Source organism: Thermosynechococcus sp. (assembly GCF_025999095.1).
Taxonomy (GTDB): domain Bacteria; phylum Cyanobacteriota; class Cyanobacteriia; order Thermosynechococcales; family Thermosynechococcaceae; genus Thermosynechococcus.
The window spans coordinates 1,329,563-1,354,938 of the sequence record NZ_AP024678.1 but is presented as its reverse complement, the minus strand read 5'-3'; the positions used below and the strand labels follow the sequence as shown (position 1 = coordinate 1,354,938).

Sequence of the window (25,376 nt, the reverse complement as noted above, 5' to 3'; positions counted from 1 at the left end):
CATTCAGAAACAAAGGCAGATACCTAACTAAAATCCGCGAACAATCGGAAAAAAGCTAGTTGCTACCTTTACGCCAGCAGCACTACTACCTAGCAGCAGTTCGTTAAACTCAGATAATTTGGCCTCGGGGGGTCAAAGCTTGAAGTTCGACAGTAATAGAAATCAAAAAAGCTTGCTTCCATCATCTGTACCTCGCAGATGTTGACGTATCGGGTTGACCACTCGGCGGGCATTCTGACTTAGAGAGTGATATCTCTCCTCACAGCTGCGGGACAGCGGCAGATTCACACTGCACTTTCCCCCTTACGTCTGATGGCTGATCCCCACCAGAACCGAGCAACTAAGTGAACCATAGCATAACCCAGCGGGGATATCAAAGCACATCCCATAGAAGTAACAACTCTGGGTGATGAATCAGGATCTGGGAATGTCATTCATAGGTTTTAAGTTTAGCCCAGGCAGCCGATCGCTGGTCACAGGGGGTCTCCCTAGGCGCGTGAAAGTATAATTGAAGTGAAAATGATTTTCACGTTCTGTCAGCAGCTCATTGCTACAATCGCCATGTCACCTTTTTGCCAGCCCTTGCCTCCCCGTCTTGAGCAGATTGTCCAACGTTTTCAACAGATCCCAGAGCAGCGACGGCGCTATGAGTATCTACTTTCATTTGCGAAGTGCCTACCCCCTTTCCCTGAGGAGCAAAAGGTGCCAGAAAACAAAGTTCCCGGCTGCGTCTCGCAAGTGTATGTGACTGCTAGTTTGCAGGAGGGGAGAGTGATATTTCAGGGAGATTCCGACTCCCAGCTCACTAAGGGATTAGTGGGACTGTTAATCGAGGGGTTAAATGGCTTGACGCCGGCAGAAATCCTCCAGTTAAAGCCTGATTTTATTCAGCGAACAGGCCTCGAAATTCGCCTAACTCCCTCGCGGGTGAATGGTTTTTACAACATTTTTCGATTTATACAAAAGAAAGCGATTGCTTATTATTTGCAGGAGTCTGCATTAGATTCTAAAGTGCGGACGGAGGGACTTGAACCCACACACCTTGCGGTACTAGAACCTAAATCTAGCGCGTCTGCCAATTCCGCCACGTCCGCAGCAAACCTAGTTTAGCGCAATTTTCGCCGGGGGCGATCGCCTCCCTGTTTAGTGCTTAGTGTTTAGTAGTGGTTCCCCACCTTGCGATGGTGAACAGCGGTCATGCCATCGGGCTTGGAAACGCGGCCACTGTCAACGGTGCTATAGACAATCCAGTGATCGTGGGCATCTAGACGACTGACAACAGTGCATTCCATATAGGCAAGGGCGTCGGCCAAAATCGGGCTGCCATTACTGGCGGGATAGGTTTTCACCTGGGCAAAGCGATCGGCCCCTGGGGGGAATCGTTTCAGGAAATGGCGCATCAGGGGTTGGTAGTTCCCCTCTTCGAGAACGTTGAGGACAAAGGTATCCCCCACATGCAGAAATGACTCAATGGCCCGATCCTTGGCCACGGCAATGGAAACTCCCAAGGGTTCGGTACTGGCCTGCGCTACCCAAGAGGCCAACATGGCACTGTTAATGGTGCCTTTTTGGGCTGTGATAATGTACAGGCCGCCACTGAGGCGACCAAGGGCCTTCTCGAGCTCAGTGTCTAGGGCCTTCATTTGCTTAACTGTGCGATCGCGCAACAGCCATTGACCCATGTCAGTACCGGCTTCTTCCGCCTCTTGAAAGAGGGCATCAGTGGGGGGGCTGGTTACCCGAATCACTGGAAATGAGGGCACTAGAGCGGCATCCCGAAACTGGTTCAGCAGCGGATAGGCAGGTTCAGCATCGGCCACACCACTTTCAAAAACACCAATGGCCTGTTTGGCATGGGCGGCAGCAAGAATTGTACTGAGGGCAGTTTTGGCAACAGCGGTGGTGGGTGGTGTGCCGATAATAATCCCAGCGGCAATCTCCGTCAGTTCACGAATATCTTGAGGTTCAGCCGTGAGCAGATCCATTTTTTCAACCACCACCCCTGTTTTGGCGGCACCCCGTTCAATGGCCTCTGCCAAGGCATTGCTATAGCCATAGTTGGCAGCGTAGAAGATGGCCACGGTTGTGGCGGCCTTAGCCTGTTCTTGGCTCCAATTGCGGTAGGACTGCAGCCATTGATCCAAATGATGGCGCAACAGCGGACCGTGACCAGTGGCAACGAGCTGCACCGGTGGCAGGGGTTCTAGGCGCTTGAAGGCGGAGAGAACAGAGCGGGCATTGGGCCCCATGAGACAGTCGTAGTAGAACTTGAAATCTGGCGCCAGCAGTTCTGGCTCGCTGTCAAAGGGATCATCGTTGCAGAAGTGAGCGCCAAAGACATCGCAGGTAAAAAGCGTTTGGGTGCCGTGGTCGTAGGTGAGGATGGTGTCTGGCCAGTGGAGATTCGGTGCCATGACAAACTCAAGAACATGCCCTTTCCCTAAATCAAGGCGATCGCCATTTTTCACCTGCTGCTGACTAAAGGGCTGATGGATCAAATCCCCAAGAAACTGCAATGCCACCTTTGAGGCCACCACAGTTACATGGGGGGCTTTGGTCAATACGTCCTTAACGAGGCCACTGTGATCGGGTTCGGTGTGGCTGATGATGAGATAGTTCAAGTCACTGGGGTTCACTAGTTGCCAGAGTTGCTCGAGGTAGCGATCGCCAAATTTGGCATGGGAAGTATCCACAAGGGCAATGCGTTCACCCTTGATCAGAAACGAGTTATAGGTGGTGCCGTTGTCAAGGGCAAACTCAATATCAAAGCGATCGCGATCCCAATCTAGGCAGCGAATTGCCGTCGTCTCAGGGGCAATGTCCAACACCTGCAGTGTTAAGCGGGGTGGGCGTTTGGTCGTAGTGACGGCCATAGGCGGTTCCTCGATCTTTGAAGCTACCTTTTATCCTGACACAGGAAGAAAGGGAACTGGGTTTAGAGTTTTTAATAGCCGTGATAATAGGCGTTACAATAACAACTCCTATGCGGGTTCGAGGGGCGCCATTGTCAGGCCTGCTCGCAACAGTTGCTCGTGGTATAGTTCTGCCTGTTCTTGGGGACCGACCCAAACAATCGCTTGGCCTTCGTAATGGACTTGATTCGTTAATTCCCAAGCGCGATCGCTGGTCATGTTGGGAATATATTTCATCAAACAGGCAGCGACATGCTGAAAGGTATTGAAGTCATCGTTAAGGACAATGACTTTGTAATTGGGGTAGTGTTTGCGAGTAACCTGTTGCCGTTCTTGAGGAACAACACTAGGCATAGATCAAATAGAACGGTAAGAGTACTATCTCCTACTTTAGCCGATGGCAAAGGAATTGGGTGCGATCAGGACATTCAAGAAATTTCTATGCTATGGCTAAACTGAGAGTTAAGGACTTGGGGACATCTGTGATGACGGCAATGAATGTGTTGGGAACACCCTTAGAGTGCTGCTGTCAAAATCCACTCACCGGATTCTATCGGGATGGCTTTTGTCGCACAGGGGCAGGGGATGTGGGTGCCCATGTAGTCTGTGCGGAAATGACGACAGAATTTCTCACATTTACCCGTTCGCGGGGCAACGATCTTTCGACCCCTGTGCCGGCCTACCAATTTCCGGGGTTGAAGCCGGGCGATCGCTGGTGTCTGTGTGCCTCCCGCTGGCGTGAAGCCCTTGAAGCAGGTGTTGCTCCCCCTGTGATTCTAGAGGCCACCCATGCCAGTGCCCTGGAGTATGTCTCCCTCGAGGATTTGAAGGCCCACGCCCTCGGTGGTAAGCAGCAACCGTGAGCGGGGGAATACTTGGATATGCCCGATCCAGAATCTGATTTTCGCCTCGATCCTCGCTATGTTGCGGGTTTGGCTGCCTTTAATCGCGGCGATTATCAACTGGCGATCGCCGCCTTCAAAGCAGTCATTGCCAGCTACGGTCAACGCCGCGAAGGTCTAAAGGCCCACCTGCACCTGATTAAAGCCTATGCCCACACTCACCAATGGCAGGAGGCCATTGATCTGTGTCAACTCTTGGCGCGATTGCCCCTGCCACCGATTCGGGCTTGGGCACAAAAACATCTACCAGAGCTAGAACGCTACAGGGATGAGGAACCGACCTCCCCCCATCTTTTATTTGTGGCGGCAAGGGGTTCCAATCCACCCATGGAACTGCGGCGGGTGCCTCGCATCTATCTCTGGCTGAGCCAGGGGGCAACACTGCTGCTAATTGCTTGGCTGCTGCAAGGGGTGATTGCTGGTATCCTCGGTTATGCCACTGATCAACTGGCATTCCTGGGGGGCTGGGAGGGGGTGATAGCGTGGTTTTTGGTGGGTTGCTTGGGGCTGGGGCTGCTCAGTGGTGGCAGTTGGCTGTGGTCATGGCGATTGCGTGCCTGTTATGGTCTGCGTCCCCTTAGTCTTGGAGAACTTGAGAAGTATAGTCCCGAAACGGTGATGCTCTTGGAGCGTTTGCCGTGGTCATGGTGGCAACCCCGTCCCCAAGTGGGCTGTCTGCTGACGGCAGCACCCGTGATTTTTAGCTATGGACGGTGGCAGCGGCGAATTATTGTCAGCGAAGGTTTGTTGCGATCGCTCTCTAGCGAGGAACTGCTGGCTCTAATGGCCACTGAAATTGCCCAACTGCGGCTGGGGCTGAATACCCTAGTCACGCCTCTTGTACTGCTGTTGCAACTGCCCTATGACGTTTACTGTTGGTGTAGCCGTTGGGGCGATCGCCATGCCCCTCCCTACAGCTGCCAGGGGCAACAAGGACTCCTTAGGGGAACGGTTTATGGCCTCTGTGCCCTCCTGAGTCAGGGGAGTTATCTCCTATTTCGGGGGCTAGAATGGCTCTGCTTCTGGAGCAATCAACTGCGGCAGTACTATAGCGATCGCCAAGCCGCCGCCCTGGTGGGGAATCCCAATACCCTTGTGATGGCTTGGTTGCGCCTCATGGAAGTCACAGCAACGACCGTGCGTGCCCAAGGAGAGATCGGTGCTCCCCTAGAATCCCTGCGCCTGCTTCTGCCCCTAAACCCCACCCAAGCCGCCCTGTGGGGAGATCAACCCCTCGATTGGCCAACACTGCTCCGGTGGGATATCGCCCATCCTCTGCGGTATTGGTTTCGCTTGACCTCCTCCCATCGTCCCCTTGGACTGCGCCTGCAAGCCCTGATGACCTATGCGCGGCAATGGCGACTGGATCCCCTGCTTTCCCTGCCCTCTGCCTCCTCCCCTCGCTGTCAACGGGCTGGGCAACAACTGGCTCCTTTCTGGGGGGCGATCGCCGGCCTTGTTATCGCCCTCATACTCACAGGTATTGGCCAGGTTGCCCTGCAGCTGGGTCCAGTTGCATTTCCCCTTTGGTGGTTAGCCGATGGGTTGACGCTGGCGCGGGGCTTCATTGCCATTGGTATTGGTTTAGGTCTGTTGCTGCGGTTCAATGCCTACTATCCCCTAAGACAACCGCAAACCTACACCCTGAGTCAACTCCTCCATTATCCCTCGGCCCTGCCCCTCGACAGTACCACCGTGGAGCTGAAGGGGAGGTTGTGTGCAGCTAAGGGCTTGCGCAATGGCCTCGGACAGCACCTGTGGCTGGAGACGGATCATGGCTTGTTTCTGTTGCGCTGCTGGCATAGAGCTTGGGGGCCGATTTGGCCAATCCTTGAGCCAGCCTATCTCAAAACCTTGTCGGGGCGATCGCTAGTGATTCGCGGTTGGTTTCGACGGGGTACCGTGCCCTTTGTGGAAGTCCAAGAGTGGCACTCCCCAGACCACCAACGAAAACGATTGTGGGCAGCCCCCCATTGGGCGATCGCCCTTGCCACGCTGTGGATCCTCTACGGCATCATGACACTATGGGGTTGGATCTAGACCATGGAACTTTCCCAAGCCCATCTGCGCCTTCTGCAGACCTGTCCACGGCGATATCAGTACTGCTATCTTGAGGGCTTGATGCTGCCAGAGGCCACACAGTTAATCCAAACGGCAGCCCAAAAGCGCGGTCGCGACTTCCACCGCTTGCTCCAACAACATTTTCAAGGACTCGATGTCAGCCCTATTCTTGAGGTTCAGCCCGAATTAAAATCCTGGTTTGCGGCCTTTCAAGCAACCCCACCGCCGATGATTGCAGGTCAAGGGGAAGCAGAACATGCGCGCAGTCTGGGCTGGCAGGAGTTTACCCTTGTGGGCATTTATGACTACGTAATTTTTGGCCAAGGGCAAGCCCAAATTCTCGACTGGAAGACCTATGCCCGACCAGCTGCCCCTAAAAAGCTCGCCCAAGACTGGCAGACTCGCCTTTACTGTTATCTTTTAGCCGCTAGCAGTCCCTACCGCCCTAGCCAAATTTCTATGACCTACTGGTTTGCCCAAGGGGAGAGGGGGGAAAATTTCTATACCTTTCCCTACAGTGAGGCGATGCATGAGCAAACCCACCAGATGCTACAGCAGTGTCTTAGTCAACTGCGCCAATGGCTGCAAGCCTATCAACAGGGGCAGAACCTGCCCCAAGTGCCGCCAGCCCAGATTCCGAAATACTGCGATCGGTGTGCCTTTTGTGAGCGATGCCAGCGTCGCCAGCCAAATTTTGTTTCAACGATTGATCCCTTTCTAGCCGTGCTCAAAGACCTGGGTGTAACCCGCTAAGTCCAGATCCACAATGGCGGGTAGGCAGCTCAGGGCCCTTTGCACCAACTCAAAGCGTTCTTCCCGTTGCAGCATCGCCGTTAGTTGCTGCCGCAGGGGAATTAGATAGCGGACATCATTGGCGGCATAGCGAATTTGCTCTTCCCGCAGTGCCGTGGCATTGCCCCAGTCAGAACTTTGGGCAGATTTATCAATTTCTATCCCCAGTAAATCCAAAACCAAATCCTTGAGGCCGTGGCGGGGCGAATAGGTACGGGCAATCTTGCTGGCAATTTTGGTGCAGAAGACAGGATGAACACGGATACCCAAGTGGTAGCGCAGTGTGGCCAGATCAAAGCGGGCATAGTGGAAGATTTTGGTAATGCGGGGGTGCTCTAGAAGTTGCTGAAGATGGGGCGCTTCTTTCTGACCGCGGCCAATTTTGACTACGGCCACTTGCCCCTCAGGGTCACACACCTGCACTAAACACAGGCGATCGCGGGGGATATTCAGGCCCATGGTTTCCGTATCCACGGCCACCTGATCGGCATTCAGAAAGTGCGCCAAGGCGGCGGTACTCAAATCGTGGTCAAAGCACTCAAGGGGAAAATCTAGCTGCATAACTTGCTTGTAAACTACAGCGGCGGCAATTCTGAGGACTGTTCTTGGGAAACGTCAATCCGTTGCAATTGCCAAAGAATTTGATTACTTTCACGGCGTACCCGCGAGATCTGCCAGTTGCGCCATACCCATTCTTCACCGCGACTGGTGACGGCACTGGCGTGCACATCCATCAATTCTGCCAATTCTGCACTAGTAATCAAATATTTACCCCTCGCCAATTCATCGGCAATCCGCAGTGTTACGATTAATTCTTCAAGGCGGGCACGGCGCTCAGACCACTGGGGTGATTTTCCCCCCGCCCATTCACCGTCACCATCAAGCCCCAAGGATGGTTGCACCATGGTTTTTTCTCGCGATTGACCTTGCTCCAAAAATCTTAGCGAGAAATGGTGATTTTTTGCCCATTGGCGCGATCGCCCACAGTGGCGAGGATAGGGTTAGAATAGTTTTAAGATTTGTTAATTAAACCGAGCACCATGACGGTAACCTTGACCCGTGCATCCACCCTTCACGAGCGAGTCGCTACAATTGCCCGCCGCCTTGGGATTGAGAAGTTTGACCTGGGTGGCTCCCATGTGGATGAGGTGAGCGTCCAAGTGCAGCAGGGAGAACCCAAACAGGTGAAGGCCTCCCAGCGATCGGGGATTACCGTGCGCGTGTGGAACTCAGCAGGTCGCTTAGGGGTGGCCAGCACCACCCAATTGGACGATCGCGGCCTGGAAACAGCCCTAGAAATGGCCAAAGAGGCCAGTGCCTTTGGGGTGACAGAGGACATCCCCGACTTTAGCCCCCTGGCCAGCGCACCCCTTGACAAGACAACGGTAACGACGCCTGAGGTGCCCCTTGCCTCGGCAAAAACCCTCTTGGATCAATTGATTGCTGCGGAGCGAGAACTGCTGAGCCGACATCCGGCGATCGCCAGCGTTCCTTACAATGGTCTGAGTCAGCGGCGACTCGAACGCTTTTATCTCAACAGCGATGGTGCAGATCGGCAACAGACTACCACCACGACTACCCTGTACCTCTACAGTAAAACCGCTGAAGCTGGCCGTAAGCCCCGCAGCGCGGGGGCTATGCGCATCAGTCCGGACCTTGAACATTTGGATATTGCCGGTTGCATTGATGAGGTGGCCGACAAAACCATTCGCCACTTGGCCTATGAACCCATTGCCTCTGGCCAGTACCCCGTTCTCTTTTCTGCCTCGGCTTTCTTGAGCCTGCTCAATGCCTTTAGCAATCTCTTTAATGCCCAAAACATCTTGGATCGCCAGAGCCTCTCGACGCCAGAGTCCCTGCATCAGGCGATCGCCAGCCCCCTTTTGAGCGTGTATGATGACCCCCGCCATCCTAAGCATGTGGGGCAGCCCCTCTTTGATGGGGAAGGTACTCCCACCCGCCGCACGCCCTTGATTGAACAGGGGGTTCTCACGGGTCTCTACCACAGTGCCGGTACTGCCCGCCGTTTTCAAACCCAACCCACGGGTCATGCCAACTTGGGGGCAAAAGTCACTGTCAGTGGTTACTTCTACGATGTGCCGGCGGGTGAAGGGGGCGATCGCGCCAATGGACTGGTCTGGGTTGATGAACTCCATGCCCTGCACGCCGGTGTTAAAGCGCTCCAAGGCTCATTTTCCTTGCCCTTTGACGGTTGGCTCCTGCGCAACGGCGAAGCCATTAGTATTGAAGCGGCCACCGTTGCCGGAGATATTCGTAGCCTGCTCAAAGGTATTCTCCACCTAGGGAGCGAGGTGGAAGTCACGCCCTATGGCTGCTGTCCCCAAGTGTGGGTGAGTCCCCTTGCCATTACCGGTGAATAGCTAGACTTGCATCAAGTCGAGACTGCGGGAGGTGCCCAAACGCGTGGCACCGGCATTGATGAGTTCGAGGGCTTGCTCACGGGTACGAATGCCGCCAGAGGCCTTAATACCCACGCGATCGCGACTCAGACGCTTAAGAAGACGCACATCGGCAACCGTTGCCCCACCGCGCCAGCCGGTACTGGTTTTCAGGAAGGCCACCCCGGCATCTAAGCAAATATCCACCGCCAGTTGCTTTTCCTCTTCCGTGAGTACCGTGGTTTCTAAAATTGCCTTGACCGTCACCCCCGTTTCCGCACAGATTTGGGCAATATCGCGATAGACAGCCTCGGTGTTTCCCTCCTTCAGCCAACCCAAGTTAATCACCACATCCAACTCCGTAGCCCCATGTTCCACCGCCTCTTGAGCTTCATAGAGTTTGGTGGCACTGGTGTGGGCCCCACTGGGAAAGCCAATGACAGTACACACTTTTACGGGCGTGCGATGGAGTAACTGGGCTGCAATCTTGACCCATACGGGCATCACACAGACAGCAGCAAACTTCCACTGCTCGGCCTCCCCACAGCAACGTTCAATAGCCGCTGTGGTTGCCAAGGGGTCCAGCTGGGTATGATCAATGTAGGGCGCCAGGTCAAACAGATCATGCTCCGTCATAGAGATTTTCCAAGCACAACCCTATTTTCAGTACTTGAATAATAATAAAAACAGGGCGGAAAATGAGACCTGCGGAGATCGGTTCTCCCACCCCCTACTTAAAATTCACCCTTGCTAGATTAAATCTAGGTTATCACAGGCAAACACACCTGTGTGCTCAACCATCTTTTGGGAGGACACTCTATGGAGCCAACCATGAACCCTCGCAACCTTCAGGAAAGTGCCGATTCCCTCTGGAACTATCTGCAAAGTTTGGATGCAGAAGTGGTGGCTCGCCTGTCCCGTCCCGCGTCGCCAGAAATGGCTATTGTGATGGAACGCCACATTGGTAACCTGCTGGGCTACTTGCCACCGGAGGGGTTTGAGGTTTCCATTACAACCAATCGGGAGCACCTTGGGCGTCTGTTGGCTTCGGCCATGATGAGCGGTTACTTCTTGCGCGGCGCCGAACAACGCCTTGAGTTCGAGCGATCGCTCCAAGCAGCAGCTCAAGCGGAAGACAGCAAATAATCCATGCCAACGGTACAGGACAGGGGGGGCGGGTACACATTACCTGCCCTTCGTTCTGCCCTCTTAAATTGGTATCAGCAGCAGGGGCGGGACCTACCCTGGCGCCACACGCGGGATCCCTACCCCATCTGGGTCTCAGAGATCATGCTCCAACAAACCCAGGTGACGACCGTCATCCCCTACTACCAGCGTTGGCTAGCCACCTTTCCCACCCTTGGCGATCTGGCAGCCGCCGATCTAGAAACGGTTCTGAAAGTGTGGCAGGGATTGGGTTACTATGCACGGGCACGGCACTTACATCGCGCTGCCCAACAGATTGTGAGCCAGCACGCAGGGGAATTTCCCCGCACCTACGAAGCCGTGGTGGCATTGCCGGGAATTGGGCGCAGTACCGCAGGGGCAATCCTCAGTGCCGCCTTCAACCAGCCACAGCCTATCCTCGATGGCAATGTCAAGCGGATTCTTGCCCGTCTTTACGCAGTCACGGTTCCCCCGCAGCAAGTGGAAGCCCAATTGTGGCAGTGGTCAGCACAACTGCTGTGCCCCCAGTTTCCCCGCGATTTTAATCAAGCCCTGATGGATCTGGGGGCAACGATCTGTACACCCCGCCAACCCCTGTGTCATGCTTGTCCTTGGCAGCGCCATTGCTTGGCCCATCGCCACCGGTTAACCCATGAGATTCCTCGTAAAATGAGCCGTTCCCCCTTACCCCACAAAAAGATTGGCGTCGCGGTGATTTGGAATGAGACAGGTCAGATTCTCATCGATCGCCGGCCGCCGACGGGTCTATTGGGGGGACTATGGGAATTTCCGGGGGGCAAAATTGAACCCAATGAGACGGTTCAGGAGTGTATTCAGCGGGAAATTCGTGAGGAATTGGGGATTGAGATTCGTGTTGGCGAACACCTGATTGACATTGATCATGCCTATAGCCATTTTCGGGTAACGCTCCATGTCTACTACTGTCAGTACCTCTCAGGCACTCCCCAGCCTTTGGGATGCGATGCCATCCGTTGGGTCACCCCTGAGGAATTGGAGCAGTTTCCCTTCCCCAAAGCCAATACCGCTATTATTCAGGCCATTCACGAACGGGGCAGGCCCACAGCCTAGGCATTTTCAACGACACCCTCAGCAGCCGCCTCATCCAAAAACCAAAGGGCATTGCCGGTAATCAGCCGCGCCGGATAGAGATAGGGATCACCCGTGCCGGCAAAAATATGGCGCAGGGCAGTTTGCTTATTAGCACCGGTGACAAGAAAGAGGATTTGGCGGGCATGGTTAATCAGGGGGACGGTAAACGTCAGGCGGGGCTGACCATCCTTGCTGCCCACAGCAATCAGGCGATCGCTCACCCTCAGAGCTGGGGTGTGGGGAAACAGGGAAGCCGTATGGCCATCGGGCCCCATACCAAGCAAAATCAGATCAAACCTAGGAAACTCCCCTTTGCGGGTGCCAAAGACTCGGTGCAGGGTCTGCTCATAGCGATCGGCAGCGGTCTGCGGATCGGGTTCCTCCGTGGGCATTGGGTAAATCTGGTTTCTGGGAATCGCTACATGGTTGAGCCACGCCTGGAAGGCCATGCCGGCATTGCTATCGGGATGGTCATGGGGAACGTAGCGTTCATCGCCCCAGAAGATATGCCACTGTGACCAAGGGGTAGTCGCACCAACAAGGCTCTGGTAAAGGGGTTTGGGCGTGTTACCACCGGCCAAGGCCACTGTGAATCTGCCGCAGCGGGCGATCGCCCCCCTTGCCTGCTCAAGAACAAACTGCTTTGCCGCCGCCATCAGGGCAGCCAAATCCGAAAAAACATGTACATTGGGTGTTGGCATCGGGGCATCCTCCTAATTGGAGCGAATCACACCATCGGTGGCCGTACCCAGGCCAGGACTGGAAAAGGGATCGGCATTGCCGCGCCAGTTAAAACCATTAATGCGCAGAAGAATCGTCGCCAACTGGCGATCCAGGTTATAGCGAAACACCACCCCGTAGGTGCGACGGCTATATTCCACAATAATGTCGGTATCAAAAACTGTGCCAGTATCCACATTGATCTGCATTTGGGCACCCGCCCGCAGGGGACCGTAAATCTGCTGCAACAATCCCAGATTGAGCACACTAAAGTCAGTAACGCGATCAAAGAGAAAAGGGGAGGAGGGCTGACTCAATGTCTGCGTGAACCCCACATCAAAACTGGTGTAGTCAAACCAATTACGAGAAAAATGCCCCACTTGACCCCGAAAACCTGCCCCTGCCACTAATGCAGGTTGAGTACTGCCATTGGTATAGTAGTTAGCTACACCGCCCAACTGACTGTAGAACTGTAGGAAGGGTTGTACGGGACGCGGGCTATAGCGCAGGCCTTGGGTTTGTGTTGGCGGTAGGGGAGTGCCCCGCCAAATGGGCATCGCCCAGTTTAGACTTGCGGCAGCTTGAAGACGGCCTAGGCTGGGCTGCGGGGGCAAAGATGGATCATCGCTGGCGGCCGTGACGTATTGCCCTCCCAGCAGATAGCTAAACGTTAAATTTTGGCTTGAGAAGGGAAGACGCGTGCCACTGAACGTCCCCCCAAAGCTACTGCTAATCTCCTGCTCCCCTAGGGAACGATTAAAGACGCGCTGGCGGTAAATGGCAGACACGGTCAGCAGGTTTCGCGCATCAAAATTGTGGAACAGGTCTATTCCTGCCCGTGAGGTACGTGGCCAATCACTGGGGTCTAAGGTGTTCAGGAAACCGTAGCCCCGTAGGCGGGTTTGGGGGGTAAACCGGTGGCCCAATTCAATTGCCCCCCCATAACTGTTGGCATCAAAGAAGTTAAAGTCGTTGCTAATGATGCGCTCTAAGTAAATGGAGGGCAGGAAAGTGACTTGAGTATTGGGGGTATTAATGGCTCTGTAACGATAGACAAGGAACAGGCCGCCTCGGTCTCGCTCATCATAGCCAAACTCAAAGGGCAGAATCTCATAGGGACGACCCACAACAAATTGCCGCAGGACAATGGGTAAAGCTAGGCGCTGGTCAAAAACAACCCTGCCTCGTTGTACCTGCAGTAGGGTTTCATCGGCGGTGAGGGGCTCGGCTATGGCCTGCTGTGCCCGTGCTTCCAGTTCTGGCGGACTAAAGGGGTCATTGGTGATCCGTAGATTAGTGGCAAACCAGCGGCGACCATCAAACTCCAGGCGATCCGCCTCAAAGCGCAGGCGATCGAAGGTCTCCGTCGCTTCTGCTTGAAGAGTTGGATTCTGGGCGCTGAAGCCGGGAAGTGGCCCAGGGGCCGGCGGATCAGGGGAACGCGTTAGATTCAGATCTTGATCCACTGTGGCGGTGTTGACCACCCCGCGGGCATTGGTGAGAGAGCCTTGATCCAGTCTGAGGTTGTACTCCAAGCGATCGCCCTGTAGGACCTGATCACCGCGCGTGATTGTCACATTCCCTTCTGCCACCAGAATTTGGGCGTCAATATCGGTTTGAATGCGATCAGCGGTGAGTTCGGCTTCCTTGAATCGCAGCAAAACATTGCCAATGGCATTAAACAACCGCCGCATCAGGTCAAACTCCTGGCGATCGGCTGTCACCTCTAAGGGTTGATCACGGACAACCGAGGTTGCAGCATTTGCCTGCCCAAGGCGAAGGGGGGCTGTAAAATCAGGTGTTGGCTCAGGGCTGATCGGTGTTGTATTGCTTAGATCAGGGACTACCGTTGTTCCAAGTAGATCTGCTTGTGAGGCGCCGCTAACCGCCGTCAATTCTGCGGGTGGTGTAGGGGGGGGCAGACTAGCAAAAAGGGGTAAGAACAACAACGGTCAAACTTCCTCACGACCACTGCCTGGTTAGGTTACCCGATGCCTGCCCCCTTTGGCGAGGATTACTCGAGATCCTTACGCTTGGGGTTACGCGCTGGGTCACCCGAGAGGAACCCGAAAACAAACAGCAGTACAAAGAAGGTGACAACGATATAAACGGTAATTTTGAGTGTTTCCATGATGTTGTGTTTTTCGTAGCGTCAACTTCTGATCATACGGGATGAGGGACTTCCTCGCATCCCCTAAAACACTTGGCTTTTTGTGGCATCTGAGAGTGTGGGAATTTCGGCATAGATGCCGCGCACAGACTGCACCACCCCATAGACAACGCCAATCACTGTGGCCATAAAGATAAAGTTGAAGAGCACCTTAATTAACAGGTCAAAACTAGCAATGCGGACAAGGAGTTCTATTAGCAGTTGGGCAATAAACAGCACAATCCCCATCAACAGTGCTTGCATTGTGTTGTAGCGAATAAAGAGACTCACACGGTTGTTGCGTACCACCAGCAGGTACAGAAGCATAAAAACGAGTAGCCCCGCAAAGGGAATTGAGTAGATTAAGGCAACGGGCAGTACCACCAAGACTAATGCTTGCAGCGGCGGAAATAGCTCAAATAAAAAGCCGCCAAAGGGCATGACGTAGAAAAGGGGTAGTAGATAGGCTAAACTGGCAAAGATACGATCCGGCACAGTGGTGGTGGCACGCCAACTCATAGACTGCTCCTTAGGGTGTAGAGGGGGATTGACTCATCACCTTCAGTAGGAGGTCGGGGGAAATCATGTTGCATTCCATGGTTTTACTAATCAAGGGAGGTCCTACCCGCGAGGCAATGATGAATTGAAGCTCAGGGCTGTTCTTAATTGAGAGCATGAGCGCACCAATAATCGAGCTAGGATCAGGCGCTGGATTGCTGCTATTGGTGGGAAGCATTTGGATCAACTGGGCAATATCGGCGCAACTAGCCCCTGATACGTATTTTGCAAGGGCATCACTCATCTGCTCAACTGTGGTTTTCATCATCTCTGGCGGCAGCAGACTAGCACCCTGGGCACGCACTGGCTGAGCTGTTGCCATCGCAATCAGGGTACCCAAAAGAAGAGGGAGACTGCCCAGCGATAGGCCAATGTCAATGGCACGCTTCGGCGATCGCAACATCATAAGCCTCAATACCTCAATAACGTCTTAGATAACCCCTTTGGGCAGACTAGTTAGCACGCTCTTCAATCACCCGATCAATCAGGCCGTAGTTTTTTGCCTCCTCAGCGGACATGAAGAAGTCGCGATCCATATCCCGCTCAATTTTTTCCAGGGGCTGACCCGTATGGTAGGCATAGAGCTCATTGAGTTGCCGTCGTACCCGTAAAATTTCGCGAGCTTCGATTTCGATATCCGTTGCTTGGCCACGGGTGCCACCAGAGGGCTGGTGAATCATGATGCGGGAGTGGGGGAGTGCCAACCGCTTGCCTTTGGTACCAGCTGCAAGGAGGAAAGACCCCATCGAGGCAGCCAGACCTACACAGATAGTGACGACATCGGATTTAATATGTTGCATCGTGTCGTAAATTGCCATACCAGCAGTGACGGAGCCACCCGGGGAGTTGATGTAGAGCATGATGTCTTTGCCCGGATCTTCGGAGTCAAGGTAGAGCATCACCGCCACAATTTGGTTGGCAATCTCATCATCCACTTCTTTACCCAGGAAAATAATCCGCTCGCGATAGAGACGGTTATAGATGTCAATCCACTGGGTGTAGGGTTCACCGGGCATCCGGTAGGGGACTTTGGGTACTCCGATGGGCATAGGATCCTTCCACGCTGAGCTATCAACGCCGCTTTTCTCCCTGATTCTAACCTATTCTTAGAGCCTTCGCTCTACCCTTGGCACAGGCAGAGGGCAAACCACTGCTGAGGATCAGTAAAGGCAGTGACCCATCGAAATCCGGCGGTGGTTAATGCTTCCCTAAGGGCCGTAAGGTCAAACTTGCGGGAAATTTCGGTGAGAATCGGTTCACCGGCAGCAAAAGTGCACTGAACATCGAGGGCAGCTAAGGTAACGGTTTGCCTCTGTTGTGAATCCAGATACATTTCAATTTGTTGGGCAATCGGGTTATAGATGGCGCGATGGGCAAAGGCTGCGGGCTGAAAATTTCCTTGAAAGCGCCAGTTAAGGTGATGTAGGATATTGCGGTTGAAAGCAGCCGTCACCCCTTGGGCATCGTTGTAAGCAGGAAGCAAAATGCTCGGGTCTTTGATGAGATCCACGCCCAGCAGCAAATAATCCCCTTCCCGAAGAACTCGACGTATCTGTTGAAAGAGGGCCTGACATTCGCTGGGGGAGAGATTGCCAATGGTACTACCGAGAAAGCAGAGTAAACGGCGGGGTGCTAAGGGCGGGGGTAGGTGCTCTAAGCCTACTTGATAGGTGCCGACAAGGCCATAAATACTCAGCTGGGGATAATCAGCAAGAAGCGCCGTGGCGCTGGTTTTGAGGATCGAGCCGCTGACATCAATGGGACGGTAATAAAGGTGGGGCTGCCTTTGAGCATAGGCCGACAGAAGGAGACGAATCTTGCGATCGCTACCGCTGCCCAGTTCCACAAGTTCACAGGGGCCCGTGAGTTGGGCGATCGCCCCGGCGGCGGTCTCTAAAATGCCCAATTCTGTACGAGTAGGGTAGTATTCCGGCAACCCGCAGATTTGTTCAAAAAGGCGCGATCCCGCAGCATCGTAGAAATAGTAGGAGGGAAGCGACTTGGGTTTCTGAGTCAGACCCCGGATGACATCTTGGCCGTCCTGTTCTGTGGTGAGACTGACTAAGTGGGTCAGGTGTAGGCGATCGCTCACAGAAAGAGCGGCTCCAGAATGTCTAAGTCTTAGACTATTCTAGTCTCTAGCCGCTGCTTTGAGGCTCGCCTTCACCACCCAGTGGGCCCACTCATCCGCAAGTATTGCCCTCATCCCTTAAACAATGCCGATTTGCGCCTGTTGGTCATTCCATAGGTGCCAGCTTTCATAGATGCGCCGTAATGTACCGTCTTTTTTGAGGATGTCGAGGGCTTGGTTGACTTCTGCTTGGAGGGTTGCTGCTTTGGGACTATTGGCATTAAACGCAATCACATAGTTATCCAAAAAGATGGGGGCGCCAATTGGACGCAAGTCGGGATTGGGCGTCGCCCCAGGGCCTACCCCCAACACATAGTAGGCCACCAGTGGGAAGTCGATCAGTAGAGCATCCAGTCGTCCTTGAGCAAGCTGATCAAAACAGTCTAGGGCGCTCCGATAGGTGCGGGTTTGAATATTGGGGGCCTCCTCAAGCAAGACTTGGGCTTTGTAGCCGACGCCGGTGCCAACGGTCATGCCAGCCAGATTGGCAAGGGTGACTTCACCGGTGGCGGTGTATTGTTGAAAACGGGTATCGGCTGCTCGAACTACAATCTGCTGACCATAGCGATAGTAGGGCTGGGAAAACAGTTGGATGCGCTGGCGCTCGGCAGTGACTTCCCAACCGTTGAGAATCATGTCAAAGCGATTGGCGGCAAGGCTAGCAAAGAGTTGACCATAGTCACAGGCAACAAAAACCGACCTCACCCCCATCAAGCGAGCGATCGCCTCAGCAATGTCCACCTCAAAACCAACGAGTTTGCTCCGCTGAACAGGATCGTAAAAAACGTAGGGAGCACCGTCAATGTCGTCTGCGCCCCAAGCTAATGTACCGGGGTTGAGGAGACCATTATTGGAGACGGTGCCCGTAGTTGAGGTTTCAGGGGTTGAGCTGATATTGCCGGCACAGGCCGTGAGGAGGGCTTTGTTGCCTGTAGCGATGGCGATCGCGCCCATTCCCTGCGCTACACAACGCAAAAAGGTGCGGCGGCGCAACTGCATAGTGCTGTCCTTGCATCAGGCTGAGCATGAATTCAGGGTTATTGTATCGGATCAACGCTGCTCCAGTTTAGTTTCTATCACCACCACTGCCAAGATTACGGCGTTTTGTCACCGTTTGGAAGGCGTAAATAATATCTCCTACTTGCCATTGTTGGAAATCATCCAAGCGTACACCACACTCGTAGCCAGCCGCAACTTCGCGAACATCGTCCTTCATGCGTTTGAGGGAACTCAAAATGCCCGTGTGAATGGTGTTTTGCTGGCGCAGCACCCGTACTCTGCAGTTGCGCACCAGCTTGCCATTGAGGACATAACAGCCGGCCACCACTCCTTTGCTGAGGGGGAAGATAGCTCGCACTTCTGCTTGACCCAGTTCTTCCTCCACCAGTTCGGGTTCCAGCATCCCCTCCATTGCCCCTTGAATATCATCAAGGAGCTTATAGATGATGTTGTATTCGCGGATATCCACGTTGTGCTGCTCCGCCGCTTGGCGTGCTCCTGAAGCGAGGGTAGTATTAAAGCCAATGATGACGGCACTACTGGCGGCGGCAAGGTCAACATCGGTTTCGGTAATTTCGCCAGGGGCCGCCAACAAAACCCGCAACTGCACTTGATCTTGGGGCAGTTGGTTGAGGGCCGTCAAAATCGCCTCGACCGAACCCTGAACGTCAGCCTTGAGAATGAGATTGAGTTCCTTGAGTTCCCCTTCGCGGGCTTGACTAGACAGGGAGGTGAGGGAGACCCGCCGGGCCGCGGCAGCCTGGGCAAGGCGGGATTGGCGTTGGGCAGCGGCTCGCTCCTCTGCAAGGGCACGGGCAGCTTTTTCATCGCTGAGGACTTCAAATTCATCTCCCGCCGCCGGGACATCTGATAGCCCCAAGACTTCGACGGCAAAGGAGGGGGTTGCTGCCTCGACACGTTGCCCGCGATCGTCAATCATGGCGCGAACCCGACCAAAACAGGCACCCGCCACCAGAATATCGCCGACCCGCAGTGTACCGTTTTGTACCAGCAATGTGGCCACTGGTCCCCGTGCCCGATCCAAGTGGGCTTCAATGACGGTGCCCTTGGCGGGGCGATTGGGATTGGCGTAGAGATCCTCCACTTCGGCGACAAGGAGGATCATCTCCAAGAGGGTATCGAGATTTTGCTGTTGCAGGGCACTGACGGGCACCATAATCGTGTCGCCGCCCCACTCTTCGGGCACTAGACCGTATTCAGTCAGTTCCTGCTTGATTCGCTCCGGTTGGGCAGACTCTTTATCAATTTTATTAATGGCGACGATGATCGGAACCTTGGCTGCCTTGGCGTGGCTAATGGCTTCAATAGTTTGCGGTTGTACGCCATCATCGGCAGCAACGACGAGAACGGCAATGTCGGTGACCCGTGCCCCCCGGGCCCGCATGGCGGTAAAGGCCTCGTGACCGGGGGTATCGAGAAAGACCACCTGATGTTTCTCGCCGTTGTGTTCGACGTCCACGTGGTAGGCGCCAATGTGTTGGGTAATGCCGCCTGCTTCCCCTTGGGCAACCTTGGCATTGCGGATGGCATCGAGGAGGGTGGTTTTGCCATGATCGACGTGACCCATAATCGTGACCACCGGCGGCCGCCGCTCTAGGTGATCAAGGTCACTCGAATCCAGCATTTCAGTGACTTTTGTGGCCTCGACTTTGTGCTGTGCCGTTGCCACCGTGATCCCCAATTCCTTGGCCACAAGTTCGATCGTTTCCATCTCAAGGGTCTGGTTGATGGTGGCGGCAATTCCCTTAAAGAAGAGAATTTTAATGATTTCTGCCTCGGGGCGACGCACTAAAGTGGCTAATTCCTGCACCGACAGCGGGCCTTCAATTGTAATGTGATCGGGAGGGGGTGCTGCCGCTGGTTCTTCCTGACGGCGATCGCGATGGCGGGATTGTTTTTTCTCGCTGCTTTTTTCAGTTTTTGCCGCTGGTGTAACGGGGCGGGCGGGACGGGAAACCTTAGGCTTGGGTGGCCGTTGCAGGGATTGGCTGACATCAACCGTGACTTGGTGTACCCCCACCAAGCGGCTGGTGAGTTCGAGTTCTTCCTCTTCGTCAATGATGTCTTCGCGCAATTTGACGACGCGGGAGGATTTCCGCTTGTTCTCTTCATCATCAAAGTCTTTGTGCCGGTGGCGGTCTTTGATGACTTTGCTAACGGACTTGTCATCGAGGACCTCAACGGTTTCGGTGACGGGCTTTGGCGGATTTGCTGCCCGCACGGGTTTGGGTGGCGGTTGTAGCTCTGGTAAAGCTGGTTTGGGCGCCATTTCTGGGGGCTTGACGGGGGCAGGGGGAACGGCCCGCTGGACAATTTCAATGCGATCTTGACTCCTGGGTTTCGCGGGAGCGATCGCCCCCTTTTCTTTTTTGGGGGGGTCCTTTAGCTCCCGCCGGGGCGGGGGAGCCGCAGCGACTTTTTCCTCTTTCTTGGTGGGGCGCGCCGGCGGGGGAACTAAGGTAGGCGCTGGACGTGATGGCGGCGGTTCGGGTTTTGCGGGGGGTGTAGGGGGCTTGGGGGCCACAGGTTCCACTGGCTTGGTGGCAACCGCAGGGGGGGTAGGCCGGCTAGGCGCTTGCGGTGCTTGGGGGCGAGCGGGGGGCTGTTGTAATTGGGGCTTGGGCGCTTCTGGTGTCTCAGAGCGGGCTTGGGTGTGCACAGCAACAATTTGCTGGTTTTTTTGGGGGGCTGGGGCTTTCTTCACAGGGGGCAGTGTTTTGGAAACTTTATGGGGAGAGGCGCTATGGGGTTGATAGGTTTTGGCAGCGTCGCGAATGCGATCGGCATCGGCATCGGAAATTGTGCTGCTGTGGCTTTTGTAGGGAATCCCCAATTGTTCACAGATCGCCAATAAATCCCGATTATCTAGGTTGAGTTCTTTTGATAGGTCATAGATGCGAACTTTACCAATACTCATGCTGTCTCTCAAAGGCTCTGAAATCTCTATGAAGGGGCAAACGGTAGGGCGATCGCGATCGCTGAGGTAAAGACTACCGTCAAGGTGGAATTAGTGGACTTTAGGGGATGGGTTGGGGCAACTCACTGAACAATAATCTCAAGAGTCGGGACTACAAAAATACAAGTATTCCTATTATTAACGATTTTGGTAGGGATTGATCAGGGCAACAGCCCTAAGGGGGGATCAATTTCAATTCTGCGGGCGGCCAGATCAACCACCGGGACGATGGCTGGCACAAAGGGAATATACACCGATTGGCGGGCTTCTGGGGCAGGGTTGAGTAACCGCACTTCCAGTAGGTCGTTGCCCGCATTGACCAAGCCCACTACTGCGCCAACCTGCTCACCTTGGTGATAGACCGCCAGTCCAATCAGATCCATGAGGTGGTATTCATTCGCCGCAAGGGATGGGCGATCGCTGGCGGGGACTAACATTTCTGCCCCCTTGAGCGCCTCCGCGGCGGTGCGATCGCTAATTTCAGCAAAGGTAACCACAAACTGTTGGGAACGGGGTAAAAATCGGCCCCGTAGGAGGGTAACCGCATAGGGCTGGGGCTGGCGGGGCGATCGCAACCAACGGCAACCGGCCACGGTAAAGCGTTCGGGAAAATCGCTCAAGGGCTTGACTTTGACGTCGCCCCGCAGGCCGTGGGCACCAACGATTTGACCAATACAGAGCCACTCATTCGCCTCAGGGAAGGGGGTCACCATAGGCCGTCCAAGCCAACTTCAGTAAACCGTTCACAATTGCTGTGGCAACGCTCACGCCCCCCTTGCACCCCTTAATGGCAATGTGGGGTACCCAAGAGTTTTGCAGGCGATCCAAGGTGGGGGGGAGAAAATTGGGGGCAGCGTCAATAATTAAGGCGGGGCGAATTTCCTGAGCCTCCACCAAGGTCAGGAGGGGTTCTAGGGCTGAATGATCACTACTGAGAACAAAAATAGCCGTAGGATGCCGTCGTGCCAAGGTTTGAATACCAAAGGCGATGCGCGACTTTTCCTGCTGCGGCCGGGTGAAGGTTTCTGCCCCACAGTAGATGGGATTGCCAAAGGTGTTTTGGGTGTAGGAGAGCACCCCCACCTGCACCATCGTCACATCCACCACAATCGGGGTATGGGCAGCAAGGGCAGCCACACCAGATTGCAGAGCCTGCTCTGAATAGACAATCAAATTCAGGTATTCTAAATCCCCCGTTGCATAAATCACACGGCGCGTAATATCGTACTGGGCTGGACTCAGGTGATGCCCAGCCAGCAACTGGTCAATCAGGCGTAACTGCGCAACATCAAAATGGTGCCATTCCATCCAAGGTGCCGCAAGGGAATGAGGGAATAATCAATATAGCAGCAAAGTTTTCCCCGCTAGACGCAGGGTGGGGTTGCCATCCTCTAGTGTAAGGGGCGATCGCCCAATTTCATGCACACTGGGGCGATCCACGATTTCAGCGAGACTGGTATGCTGGAAACAGCGTCCTTGAACTTGTGCCACTGTGTCTCAGATTCTCTGTCCCGTTCCGGCAGATCAACGACCAATTAACGAATATCGTGACCTCAAAGCCTCTTGGTTTTTTGCATGGTCGAGTTGGCCGCGCCCGCGTTTTCAACGGCGTTTGCTGCTGCTGTGGGGGATGGCTTGGCTAGTCAGTGGACCGGTGGCGATCGCCAGCTTTTCTCTCAAAGAAGCACCCTTTCACACCGTCTTGGCCGCTGCCCTAGGAGCCAATTTCCTGCTGTTACTCATTCTTTTGCGCCTTGTGTTGGGTTGGGCCTACGTGGGCGATCGCCTGCAACGTCCCACCGTGGTTTATGAGGAAACGGGTTGGTATGACGGTCAAGAATGGCAAAAACCCGAAGCTGAATTGGCTCAAGATCGCCTGATCTATACCTATGAGTTGCGCCCGATTTTGCAACGGTTACAGGTGACGTTTTTGGCGCTTGTGATCTTTTCTTTGGGACTTGCCCTTGGTTGGGCACTCCTGTAGCTGCTGCCGATATTGTTGCTCACTTACCCGCATGACCGAACCGATGTCCAAACGCACCCAAGCTCCTGCCCTCGATGTTTACTTACTGCGGGAAGGGATTGTTGAGTCGCGCCACCATGCCCATGCCGTTGTCTGTGATGCCCGCGGGCGGATTCTTGCCCTTGCGGGAAATGCTGAAACTGCTGCTTTTATCCGCTCTGCCCTCAAGCCCTTTCAAGCCTTGGCAGTGACAACAACGGGAACGATGGAGCGGTTTGATTTGGGCGATCGCGACCTGGCGATTATCTGCAGCTCCCACCAAGGTCGTATTGAGCAAGTGCGCCAAGTCTTTAACATCCTCTGGCGCGCCGATGTGGATCCCACCGCCTTGCAATGTCCCGTTCCCCCCGGTCGCCAAGGGGCACTTCAGCACAACTGTTCGGGTAAACACGCGGGGATGCTAGCGGTTTGTCAACGGCGCAATTGGCCATTGGCAACCTATCTCCACAAAAATCACCCCGTTCAGACGCTCATCCTCGCCAAGGTGGCGGAACTGCTGAAGATGCCCGCCGCCGAGTTTATCTGTGCCCACGACGACTGTGGGGCGCCCACGTACTTAATGCAACTGGTGCAGATGGCTACCCTTTACGGCCAACTCGCCTCTGGCAATGACTGGGCAATGGAGCGCGTCGTTCGTGCCATGACCCACCACCCTGATTTTGTTGCAGGCCCCGGTGCCTTTGATAGTGAGCTGATGCGCCTCACGGAGGGGGAAATTCTCAGTAAGTCTGGAGCTGAGGGGATTCAATGTGTGGGGCGGGTGGGGGAAGGCATGGGATTAGCCATCAAGGTCAGTGACGGTGCCAAGCGTGCCAAATATGCCGTTGCTATTCAACTGTTGAAGCAACTAGGCTGGATTACCCCCAGTGTGGCGGAGGCCTTGGGGGAGCAGTTTCTGATTCCCAACCAATTTACCCGCCTCGAGGTCAATGGTGAACTAACCTTTGCTTAGGGGTTGATTGGCTGCCGCGGGTCAGCGGTTAAAGTGAATTTTTGCCCTAGGCTATGATGAGTAGTCGATTTAGATAAACCTACGGAGGCTGTTGTGGCTGTCACAGCAAATGTTGGAACCATCTCTCCTGTGGTGTGGGCGGGCGATCGCGTGCAATTAATTGACCAAACCCGCTTGCCAGAACAGTATGAACTCAAGGACATCACCACCGCGGCGGAGATGGCCACCGCCATTCGGACGATGATTGTCCGGGGCGCACCAGCAATTGGGGTGGCAGCAGCGTTTGGCATGGTCTTGGGAGCGCGCGAATACAGGGGCCGCGATCGCGAGGGCTTCTTAGCCCACCTTGAGCATACTGCTTCGGAATTGCGCCAAACCCGCCCCACGGCAGTGAATTTATTTTGGGCCATCGATCGCATGCTAGGAGCAGCCCAACAGCCCACCGCCACCCTTGAGGAACTGCAGCAACACCTCCTTGAAACCGCACAAACCATTGCCCGTGAAGACGTCCAAACCTGTCAAGCCATTGGTGAAAACGGCCTTAAAGTTCTGCCGCAAACTCCCGAGAAATTGCGCCTCCTTACCCACTGCAATGCGGGTGCGCTGGCGACAGCAGGCTATGGAACAGCCTTAGGGGTGGTTCGTGCAGCTTGGGCGGCGGGTCGCTTAGAGCGGCTTTATGCCGATGAAACCCGTCCCCGGCTTCAAGGGGCTAAGTTAACTGCTTGGGAGTGCGTTCAAGAGGGCATTCCCGTCACCCTGATTGCCGATACCATGGCCGCCCACTGTATGCAGCGGGGGATGATTGATGCAGTGGTCGTAGGGGCGGATCGCATTGCCCTGAATGGAGATACCGCCAACAAAATTGGTACCTACAGCGTTGCCCTGGCCGCCAAGGCCCACGGGATTCCCTTCTTTGTGGCGGCGCCCCTCTCCACCATTGACCCCCACATTGCCACTGGCGCTGAAATTCCCATTGAGGAGCGGCATCCCCAAGAAATTTATCAGGTGGGGTTTAGCCGTATTACGCCCGCCGGGGTGGATTTCTACAATCCGGCCTTTGATGTCACACCGGCTTCCCTAATTAGCGGCATTGTCACCGAGAAAGGGGTTTTTGCCCCCGCTGAGCTTGCTCAAGCCATCGGCGCTGCCCGCACAAACTAAAACTAATGATTGCAGACCGCCCGGGCAATATCACCCGCGATTGTGCCCGGCGGATAACTTTTGCTACCGTCCCACTCCCAACCGTAGTACTCACTTTTTACATCGTAGGGATCGCAGGAGGCGGTTGCCGGGTGCCAATAATCATCTCCGCGGGTCGAGAGGTGAAAATCCACTTGGGCAATGCCATTTTCATTGGTATAGAACTGACGGGAATCCATATCAACGGTGTAAACATGGCCCCTCCTGTCGCGAGCAACTTCCACCTCCTGTTCTGCGAAGGCCGGGGGCGCGATCGCCAGACCTAGGCTCAAGGTAGCTGCCCCCACAAGGGCGACATGGGTCCGCAACATTGTTAGAAAC

Annotated in this window: 26 protein-coding genes, 1 tRNA gene, 2 pseudogenes and 1 riboswitch; of the genes and pseudogenes, 10 read left to right on the top strand and 19 right to left on the bottom strand. The window is 54.6% G+C overall.

Going from position 1 to position 25,376, the window contains the following annotated elements; all coding sequences use genetic code 11:
- Window positions 1–206: 206 nt before the first annotated feature.
- A riboswitch (cobalamin riboswitch) is annotated at window positions 207–352 on the bottom strand.
- 209 nt (window positions 353–561) lie between these two features.
- Window positions 562–990 (top strand): annotated as a pseudogene (locus tag Q0W94_RS06640) (SufE family protein); the annotation flags it as partial.
- Between the two features lie 22 nt (window positions 991–1,012).
- Here Q0W94_RS06640 and Q0W94_RS06635 read toward each other — a convergent pair.
- From Q0W94_RS06635 to clpS, 3 genes are all read right to left on the bottom strand, one after another.
- Window positions 1,013–1,094, bottom strand: a tRNA-Leu gene (locus tag Q0W94_RS06635).
- Between the two features lie 63 nt (window positions 1,095–1,157).
- Entirely contained in the window at window positions 1,158–2,873 is a 1,716-nt protein-coding gene (locus Q0W94_RS06630) for a diflavin flavoprotein (protein ID WP_297756927.1), read from the bottom strand.
- Between the two features lie 108 nt (window positions 2,874–2,981).
- Window positions 2,982–3,266 (bottom strand): ATP-dependent Clp protease adapter ClpS, encoded by a 285-nt coding sequence (gene clpS, locus Q0W94_RS06625; RefSeq protein WP_297756925.1) that lies wholly within the window; start codon window positions 3,264–3,266, stop codon window positions 2,982–2,984.
- Between the two features lie 128 nt (window positions 3,267–3,394).
- On the opposite strand from clpS, the gene Q0W94_RS06620 reads away from it, so the two are divergent.
- Genes Q0W94_RS06620 through Q0W94_RS06610 form a run of 3 tightly spaced genes read left to right on the top strand, consistent with a single transcriptional unit; the run spans window position 3,395 to window position 6,628 of the window.
- Window positions 3,395–3,775, top strand: coding sequence for a DUF2237 domain-containing protein (locus Q0W94_RS06620; RefSeq protein ID WP_315863109.1), 381 nt, complete (start codon window positions 3,395–3,397; stop codon window positions 3,773–3,775).
- Between the two features lie 18 nt (window positions 3,776–3,793).
- Window positions 3,794–5,854, top strand: coding sequence for a zinc metalloprotease HtpX (locus Q0W94_RS06615; protein ID WP_297756922.1), 2,061 nt, complete (start codon window positions 3,794–3,796; stop codon window positions 5,852–5,854).
- A gap of 3 nt (window positions 5,855–5,857) precedes the next feature.
- Complete coding sequence (locus tag Q0W94_RS06610; protein ID WP_297756921.1) at window positions 5,858–6,628, top strand: PD-(D/E)XK nuclease family protein; 771 nt, start codon at window positions 5,858–5,860, stop codon at window positions 6,626–6,628.
- On the opposite strand, the gene Q0W94_RS06605 is transcribed toward Q0W94_RS06610, so the two are convergent.
- The gene (locus Q0W94_RS06605; protein ID WP_297756919.1) at window positions 6,593–7,228 is read right to left on the bottom strand and encodes a ribonuclease H-like domain-containing protein; all 636 of its coding nucleotides are present in this window, start codon (window positions 7,226–7,228) and stop codon (window positions 6,593–6,595) included. The genes Q0W94_RS06610 and Q0W94_RS06605 overlap by 36 nt on opposite strands.
- A 14-nt stretch (window positions 7,229–7,242) precedes the next feature.
- Window positions 7,243–7,479, bottom strand: a pseudogene (locus Q0W94_RS06600) (hypothetical protein); the annotation flags it as partial.
- Window positions 7,480–7,707: 228 nt separating this feature from the next.
- Between Q0W94_RS06600 and Q0W94_RS06595 the strand changes: the two are divergent.
- On the top strand, window positions 7,708–9,048 hold the full coding sequence (locus Q0W94_RS06595) for a TldD/PmbA family protein (protein WP_297756916.1): 1,341 nt from the start codon (window positions 7,708–7,710) through the stop codon (window positions 9,046–9,048).
- Here the strand turns inward: Q0W94_RS06595 and deoC are convergent, their stop codons facing one another.
- On the bottom strand, window positions 9,049–9,702 hold the full coding sequence (gene deoC, locus Q0W94_RS06590) for a deoxyribose-phosphate aldolase (RefSeq protein WP_297756914.1): 654 nt from the start codon (window positions 9,700–9,702) through the stop codon (window positions 9,049–9,051).
- A 183-nt stretch (window positions 9,703–9,885) separates the two neighbouring features.
- On the opposite strand from deoC, the gene Q0W94_RS06585 reads away from it, so the two are divergent.
- Both Q0W94_RS06585 and mutY read left to right on the top strand, forming a co-directional pair.
- Window positions 9,886–10,212: a DUF760 domain-containing protein gene (locus Q0W94_RS06585; RefSeq protein ID WP_024124133.1), complete on the top strand. Its 327-nt coding sequence runs from the start codon at window positions 9,886–9,888 to the stop codon at window positions 10,210–10,212.
- A 3-nt stretch (window positions 10,213–10,215) separates the two neighbouring features.
- Window positions 10,216–11,322 carry an A/G-specific adenine glycosylase gene (mutY, locus tag Q0W94_RS06580; RefSeq protein ID WP_297756911.1) on the top strand — a complete coding sequence of 369 codons (1,107 nt, stop codon included), beginning with the start codon at window positions 10,216–10,218 and terminating at the stop codon, window positions 11,320–11,322.
- Here the strand turns inward: mutY and pgl are convergent.
- The 12 genes from pgl to Q0W94_RS06520 form a co-directional block, all read right to left on the bottom strand.
- A complete protein-coding gene (gene pgl / locus Q0W94_RS06575; protein ID WP_297756910.1) occupies window positions 11,319–12,044 on the bottom strand; it encodes a 6-phosphogluconolactonase in 726 nt (241 codons plus the stop codon). The two genes, mutY and pgl, sit on opposite strands and share 4 nt — an antisense overlap.
- 12 nt (window positions 12,045–12,056) lie before the next feature.
- A complete protein-coding gene (locus tag Q0W94_RS06570) occupies window positions 12,057–14,009 on the bottom strand; it encodes a DUF3769 domain-containing protein (protein ID WP_297756908.1) in 1,953 nt (650 codons plus the stop codon).
- 68 nt (window positions 14,010–14,077) lie between these two features.
- On the bottom strand, window positions 14,078–14,194 hold the full coding sequence (locus tag Q0W94_RS06565) for a photosystem II reaction center protein I (protein WP_011056917.1): 117 nt from the start codon (window positions 14,192–14,194) through the stop codon (window positions 14,078–14,080).
- Between the two features lie 63 nt (window positions 14,195–14,257).
- Complete coding sequence (locus Q0W94_RS06560; RefSeq protein ID WP_297756906.1) at window positions 14,258–14,731, bottom strand: Tic20 family protein; 474 nt, start codon at window positions 14,729–14,731, stop codon at window positions 14,258–14,260.
- A 10-nt stretch (window positions 14,732–14,741) separates the two neighbouring features.
- Window positions 14,742–15,176 carry a hypothetical protein gene (locus Q0W94_RS06555; protein WP_297756904.1) on the bottom strand — a complete coding sequence of 145 codons (435 nt, stop codon included), beginning with the start codon at window positions 15,174–15,176 and terminating at the stop codon, window positions 14,742–14,744.
- Window positions 15,177–15,222: 46 nt separating this feature from the next.
- Window positions 15,223–15,819 carry an ATP-dependent Clp protease proteolytic subunit gene (locus tag Q0W94_RS06550; RefSeq protein ID WP_041428943.1) on the bottom strand — a complete coding sequence of 199 codons (597 nt, stop codon included), beginning with the start codon at window positions 15,817–15,819 and terminating at the stop codon, window positions 15,223–15,225.
- 71 nt (window positions 15,820–15,890) lie between these two features.
- Window positions 15,891–16,862, bottom strand: coding sequence for an L-histidine N(alpha)-methyltransferase (egtD, locus tag Q0W94_RS06545; protein ID WP_297756902.1), 972 nt, complete (start codon window positions 16,860–16,862; stop codon window positions 15,891–15,893).
- Window positions 16,863–16,979: 117 nt separating this feature from the next.
- Complete coding sequence (locus tag Q0W94_RS06540) at window positions 16,980–17,900, bottom strand: ABC transporter substrate-binding protein (RefSeq protein WP_297756900.1); 921 nt, start codon at window positions 17,898–17,900, stop codon at window positions 16,980–16,982.
- A gap of 67 nt (window positions 17,901–17,967) precedes the next feature.
- A complete protein-coding gene (gene infB, locus Q0W94_RS06535) occupies window positions 17,968–20,838 on the bottom strand; it encodes a translation initiation factor IF-2 (RefSeq protein ID WP_297756898.1) in 2,871 nt (956 codons plus the stop codon).
- A gap of 200 nt (window positions 20,839–21,038) precedes the next feature.
- Window positions 21,039–21,590 (bottom strand): ribosome maturation factor RimM, encoded by a 552-nt coding sequence (rimM, locus tag Q0W94_RS06530; RefSeq protein WP_297756896.1) that lies wholly within the window; start codon window positions 21,588–21,590, stop codon window positions 21,039–21,041.
- A complete protein-coding gene (locus Q0W94_RS06525) occupies window positions 21,571–22,185 on the bottom strand; it encodes a precorrin-8X methylmutase (RefSeq protein WP_297756894.1) in 615 nt (204 codons plus the stop codon). The genes rimM and Q0W94_RS06525 overlap by 20 nt, the downstream gene beginning before the upstream one ends.
- A gap of 30 nt (window positions 22,186–22,215) precedes the next feature.
- Window positions 22,216–22,368: a hypothetical protein gene (locus Q0W94_RS06520; protein WP_297756893.1), complete on the bottom strand. Its 153-nt coding sequence runs from the start codon at window positions 22,366–22,368 to the stop codon at window positions 22,216–22,218.
- 1 nt (window position 22,369) lies between these two features.
- On the opposite strand from Q0W94_RS06520, the gene Q0W94_RS06515 reads away from it, so the two are divergent.
- From Q0W94_RS06515 to mtnA, 3 genes are all read left to right on the top strand, one after another.
- On the top strand, window positions 22,370–22,861 hold the full coding sequence (locus tag Q0W94_RS06515; protein WP_297756891.1) for a CGLD27 family protein: 492 nt from the start codon (window positions 22,370–22,372) through the stop codon (window positions 22,859–22,861).
- Window positions 22,862–22,904: 43 nt separating this feature from the next.
- Window positions 22,905–23,852 carry an asparaginase gene (locus tag Q0W94_RS06510; protein ID WP_297756889.1) on the top strand — a complete coding sequence of 316 codons (948 nt, stop codon included), beginning with the start codon at window positions 22,905–22,907 and terminating at the stop codon, window positions 23,850–23,852.
- A gap of 93 nt (window positions 23,853–23,945) precedes the next feature.
- Complete coding sequence (gene mtnA, locus Q0W94_RS06505) at window positions 23,946–25,016, top strand: S-methyl-5-thioribose-1-phosphate isomerase (RefSeq protein ID WP_297756887.1); 1,071 nt, start codon at window positions 23,946–23,948, stop codon at window positions 25,014–25,016.
- A gap of 2 nt (window positions 25,017–25,018) precedes the next feature.
- Here the strand turns inward: mtnA and Q0W94_RS06500 are convergent, their stop codons facing one another.
- The gene (locus Q0W94_RS06500; RefSeq protein WP_297756885.1) at window positions 25,019–25,366 is read right to left on the bottom strand and encodes a hypothetical protein; all 348 of its coding nucleotides are present in this window, start codon (window positions 25,364–25,366) and stop codon (window positions 25,019–25,021) included.
- Window positions 25,367–25,376: the final 10 nt, after the last annotated feature.

Coding starts and splice junctions, on each gene's coding strand:
- Q0W94_RS06630 (WP_297756927.1), bottom strand. CDS start 2,873: ATGGCCGTCACTACGACCAAACGCCCACCCCGCTTAACACTGCAGGTG.
- clpS (WP_297756925.1), bottom strand. CDS start 3,266: ATGCCTAGTGTTGTTCCTCAAGAACGGCAACAGGTTACTCGCAAACAC.
- Q0W94_RS06615 (WP_297756922.1), top strand. CDS start 3,794: ATGCCCGATCCAGAATCTGATTTTCGCCTCGATCCTCGCTATGTTGCG.
- Q0W94_RS06610 (WP_297756921.1), top strand. CDS start 5,858: ATGGAACTTTCCCAAGCCCATCTGCGCCTTCTGCAGACCTGTCCACGG.
- Q0W94_RS06605 (WP_297756919.1), bottom strand. CDS start 7,228: ATGCAGCTAGATTTTCCCCTTGAGTGCTTTGACCACGATTTGAGTACC.
- Q0W94_RS06595 (WP_297756916.1), top strand. CDS start 7,708: ATGACGGTAACCTTGACCCGTGCATCCACCCTTCACGAGCGAGTCGCT.
- deoC (WP_297756914.1), bottom strand. CDS start 9,702: ATGACGGAGCATGATCTGTTTGACCTGGCGCCCTACATTGATCATACC.
- Q0W94_RS06585 (WP_024124133.1), top strand. CDS start 9,886: ATGGAGCCAACCATGAACCCTCGCAACCTTCAGGAAAGTGCCGATTCC.
- mutY (WP_297756911.1), top strand. CDS start 10,216: ATGCCAACGGTACAGGACAGGGGGGGCGGGTACACATTACCTGCCCTT.
- pgl (WP_297756910.1), bottom strand. CDS start 12,044: ATGCCAACACCCAATGTACATGTTTTTTCGGATTTGGCTGCCCTGATG.
- Q0W94_RS06565 (WP_011056917.1), bottom strand. CDS start 14,194: ATGGAAACACTCAAAATTACCGTTTATATCGTTGTCACCTTCTTTGTA.
- Q0W94_RS06560 (WP_297756906.1), bottom strand. CDS start 14,731: ATGAGTTGGCGTGCCACCACCACTGTGCCGGATCGTATCTTTGCCAGT.
- Q0W94_RS06555 (WP_297756904.1), bottom strand. CDS start 15,176: ATGATGTTGCGATCGCCGAAGCGTGCCATTGACATTGGCCTATCGCTG.
- Q0W94_RS06550 (WP_041428943.1), bottom strand. CDS start 15,819: ATGCCCATCGGAGTACCCAAAGTCCCCTACCGGATGCCCGGTGAACCC.
- Q0W94_RS06540 (WP_297756900.1), bottom strand. CDS start 17,900: ATGCAGTTGCGCCGCCGCACCTTTTTGCGTTGTGTAGCGCAGGGAATG.
- infB (WP_297756898.1), bottom strand. CDS start 20,838: ATGAGTATTGGTAAAGTTCGCATCTATGACCTATCAAAAGAACTCAAC.
- rimM (WP_297756896.1), bottom strand. CDS start 21,590: ATGGTGACCCCCTTCCCTGAGGCGAATGAGTGGCTCTGTATTGGTCAA.
- Q0W94_RS06525 (WP_297756894.1), bottom strand. CDS start 22,185: ATGGAATGGCACCATTTTGATGTTGCGCAGTTACGCCTGATTGACCAG.
- Q0W94_RS06510 (WP_297756889.1), top strand. CDS start 22,905: ATGTCCAAACGCACCCAAGCTCCTGCCCTCGATGTTTACTTACTGCGG.
- Q0W94_RS06500 (WP_297756885.1), bottom strand. CDS start 25,366: ATGTTGCGGACCCATGTCGCCCTTGTGGGGGCAGCTACCTTGAGCCTA.